Source organism: Kitasatospora sp. NPDC004289 (assembly GCF_053602875.1).
This window is the reverse complement of record NZ_JBSGEL010000160.1, coordinates 1-3515: the sequence shown is the minus strand read 5'-3', so window position 1 is coordinate 3515 and position 3515 is coordinate 1. Positions and strand designations below refer to the sequence as shown.

The following is a 3515-nucleotide window of genomic DNA, read 5'->3' as shown; positions in this document are numbered from 1 at the left end:
CGCCCCGGCGGCCGGCGAGCCGGGCGCGGACGGCACCTGGTGGCCGCAGGACCCGTCCCGTTCGGTGCCGGAGCTGGTGGCCGAGGTCCGGGCCGCGCACGGGCTCGGCGAGGACGCGGCGGTGCTCTACCTGATGCTGCTCGCCATGCCCGACCCGACGGACAGGAACACCGCCCGCTGGACCGGCTGGCGCCCGGCCCGGCTGAAGGCGGCGCGGGCCGAACTGGCCGCCACCGAGCTGGTGGTGACGGCCACCCGGACCAGGGCGGGCCGCTCGCTCTTCCTGCCCGGCGCCTGGACCGAGCGGCGCAGCCCGTACGTGCCGCTGGAGACCTGGAAGCTCCCGCTGCTCGGCGAGCTCGCCGAGGAGGACGTGCCGCTCGGCACCCTGGTGCCGTCCGCACCGGCCGTCGAGCTCTACCGCCGGGCCTGGCGGCGGATCCAGGACGGCGACCTGCCGCGCTTCGAGGAGCTCAAGGTGAAGCGCGCCGGCCGGCGCCGCTGACCCTCCGTCACACCCCTTCCCGCCGGGGTGCGGCCCCCGCCGCACCCCGGCCCCGTCACCGAGGAACCCTTCATGACCACCGTCACCGAACAGCCCGCCCGGCAGGTCCTCCCCGCCGAGGAGAAGCACGCCGAGGAGCTGGCCTTCCTGGCCGCTCACGACAGCGGCCCGCGCCCGCCCGGCTGGGCGCTCACCCCGAGCGCCGTCGTCACCTTCGTCTGCGGCAGCGACGGCGCGCTGACCCTCGCCGCCGCCCGCCGCAAGGGCACGAAGCTGCCCGCCTCGCTGACCGTCAGCCGCAAGTTCGTCGGCGACCGCGCGCTGGTCGAGCGCTGTGTGGTCACCCTGGCCGGGGAGCGCGGCCTGCTGCTGGTCGGCGAGCCCGGCACCGCCAAGTCGATGCTCTCCGAGCTGCTCTCCGCCGCCGTCAGCGGCACCAGCGAGCTGACCGTCCAGGGCACCGCCGGCACCACCGAGGACGCCTTCCGCTACGGCTGGAACTACGCGCTGCTGCTGGCCCAGGGACCCACCCCGCAGGCGCTGGTCGCCTCGCCGGTGCTGACCGCGATGCGCAGCGGGAAGGTCGCCCGGATCGAGGAGGTCACGCGCTGCCTCCCCGAGGTCCAGGACGCGCTGGTCTCGATCCTCTCCGACCGGCGGGTGTCCGTCCCCGAGCTGGCCGGCACGCCGGACGCCACCGTGCCGGCCGCGCCCGGCTTCACCGTGATCGCCACCGCCAACCTGCGGGACCGGGGCGTCTCGGAGATGTCGGCCGCGCTCAAGCGCCGCTTCAACTTCGAGACCGTGGAGCCCATCGCGGACGCGGCCGCTGAGACCGCCCTGGTGCGGGAGCGCGCGGGCTCCGCCGTCGAGCGGGCCGGGGCCGCCTTCGGCGTGGACGACGCGGTGCTGGACGCCCTGGTGACGGTCTTCCGCGACCTGCGCAGCGGCCGCTCCGCCGAGGGCTGGGACGTGGAGCGCCCCGGCACCGTGATGTCCACCGCCGAGGCCGTCCAGGTCGCCTCCTCCCTCGGCCTGGCCCGCGCCTACCTCCCCGGCACCTCCGCCGACGCCCTCGACCTGATGCCCGGTCACCTCCTGGGCGCCGTCCGCAAGGACGACCCCGCCGACCACGCCCGCCTCCTCGGCTACTGGGACGGCCCCGTCCGCCGCCGTGCCGAGGACGGCTCGGCCCTGTGGCGCCGCCTCTGGGACCTGCGGGAGAACCTCCGGTGACGACGCCTCAGACCCCCGCCCCCGGGGCCCCGGCGCACCCGGGCGCGGCCGGCGGCCGTGCCGACGCCGCCCTGCGCGGCGCGACCACCGCTCCCGCCGCGCCCTCCGCCGCCGCAGGCCCGGGCAGCGGCGCCGCGGCAGCCGACCCGCGGGCGGCGATGGCCGAACTGGCCGACGGCGACGGGCCGTTCCTGATCGGGGTGCGGCACCACAGCCCGGCGCTGGCCGCCGTCCTGCCCGAGCTGCTGGCGTCGGCCGCACCGCAGGTGCTCTGCGTGGAGCTGCCCGCCGACTTCGACCGCTGGCTGCCGCACCTGGCCGACCCCGGCACCGTCGCCCCCGTGGCGCTGGCCGGTGCCGGAGCGGACGGGCGGCTCGGGTTCTACCCGTTCGCGGACTTCTCCCCCGAGCTGGCGGCGATCCGCTGGGCACACCGCAACGGGGTCGAAGTACGCTGCTGCGACCTGCCGTTGGGCGACGCCGGCTGGTCCGCCTCCGGGCCGTCCGAGGCCGAGGCCGAGCGCCCCGGGCCGTCCTGGGCCGACGGCCTCGCCGCCGGGAACACCGGCCGGGCCGGTGACGACCTGTGGGACCGGACCGTCGAGGTCCGGGCCCCCGGCAGCACGCCCGAGGCCGTCCGCCGCGCCGCCCTGGCCGTCGGCTGGGCGCTGCGCCAGGACTCCGCCGAACGCGGCGGCGTCCCCGCCGTGGACCTCGCCCGCGAGGCCCACATGCGCCGGGTCGTCGCGGCCGCCGCCGAGGGCGGCCGCCGGGTCGCCGTCCTGGTCGGCTCCTTCCACGCCGCCGCACTCACCCCTGCGGCCTTCCGCGCCGCACAGGCGGGGTCCGACGCGGACGGTCCGGTCGGTCTCGCCCCCGAGCCCGCAGCCGGCACCGGGGCCGGCTCCGGCGCGGGCAGCACCGCACGGCAGCCCGCCGCCCGCCCGTCCGTGCCGCCCGTGCCGCCCGTGCCAGCCGTGCCGTCCGACGGGCCCGAGGTGACGACCTCTCTGGTGCCGTACACCTTCGGCCTGTTGGACGCCCGCTCCGGCTATCCCGCCGGCATCCGGGACCCGCGCTGGCAGCAGGCCGTCCTCACCGCGGGCGGCTCCCCCGAGCTGGTCCAGGAGGCCGCCGCCCGGACCGTCACCGAGGTCTGCCGGGAGCTGCGCGCCGCCGGCCACCCCGCCGGCACCGGCGAGGCCGCCGAGACGCTCCGCCTGGCCGGCGACCTGGCCCGGCTGCGCGGTCTGCCCGCCCCCGGCCGGGGCGAGCTGCTGGAGTCCGTCACCACCGTGCTCGGCCAGGGTGAACTCCTCGGCCGGGGAAGGGCCCTGGCCCGCGCCCTGGAGACGGTGATGGTCGGCACCGACCGCGGCCGGACGGCCCCCGGCACGCCCCGCTCGGGCCTCGGCCCGGCCGTCGAGGCCGAGCTCGCCGAGCTGCGCCTGCCGCACCCGGAGGACCCGGACTCCCGGGAGCTGCGGCTGGACCCGCTGCGCTCCGCCCTCGACCACCGCCGCGAGACCCTGCTCCAGCGCCTGGAGGTCTGCGGCGCCGGCTACGCCGACCGCGTCGAGGTCTCCGGCACCGGCGACGGCTCCGCCCTCACCACCCGCTGGCGGGCGGCCTGGACGCCGGGCGTCCCGGCCCGGCTCGACCTCGCGGGCGTGCGCGGCGTGACGGTCGAACAGGCCGCCGCCGGCACCCGAGCGCAAGGCCTTCCTGATCAACCAGATCTTCGCCTACTACGGCCACCGGTGGATCTACGACC

At 78.3% G+C, this 3515-nt stretch carries 2 protein-coding genes and 1 pseudogene; all 3 read left to right on the top strand.

Annotated elements, in window-relative coordinates; translation table 11 throughout:
* Positions 1-505: pseudogene (locus tag ACWEPF_RS39615) on the top strand (DNA-binding protein); the annotation flags it as partial.
* A gap of 72 nt (positions 506-577) precedes the next feature.
* On the top strand, positions 578-1741 hold the full coding sequence (locus ACWEPF_RS39610; protein WP_452176486.1) for an ATP-binding protein: 1164 nt from the start codon (positions 578-580) through the stop codon (positions 1739-1741).
* A 158-nt stretch (positions 1742-1899) separates the two neighbouring features.
* Positions 1900-3515, top strand: a 1616-nt coding sequence (locus ACWEPF_RS39605) for a DUF5682 family protein (protein WP_452176487.1), incomplete at its 3' end; no start/stop codon positions are given.

Bases quoted from the DNA above. Each gene is read 5' to 3' on its own strand.
- ACWEPF_RS39610 (WP_452176486.1), top strand. From the start codon at position 578: ATGACCACCGTCACCGAACAGCCCGCCCGGCAGGTCCTCCCCGCCGAG.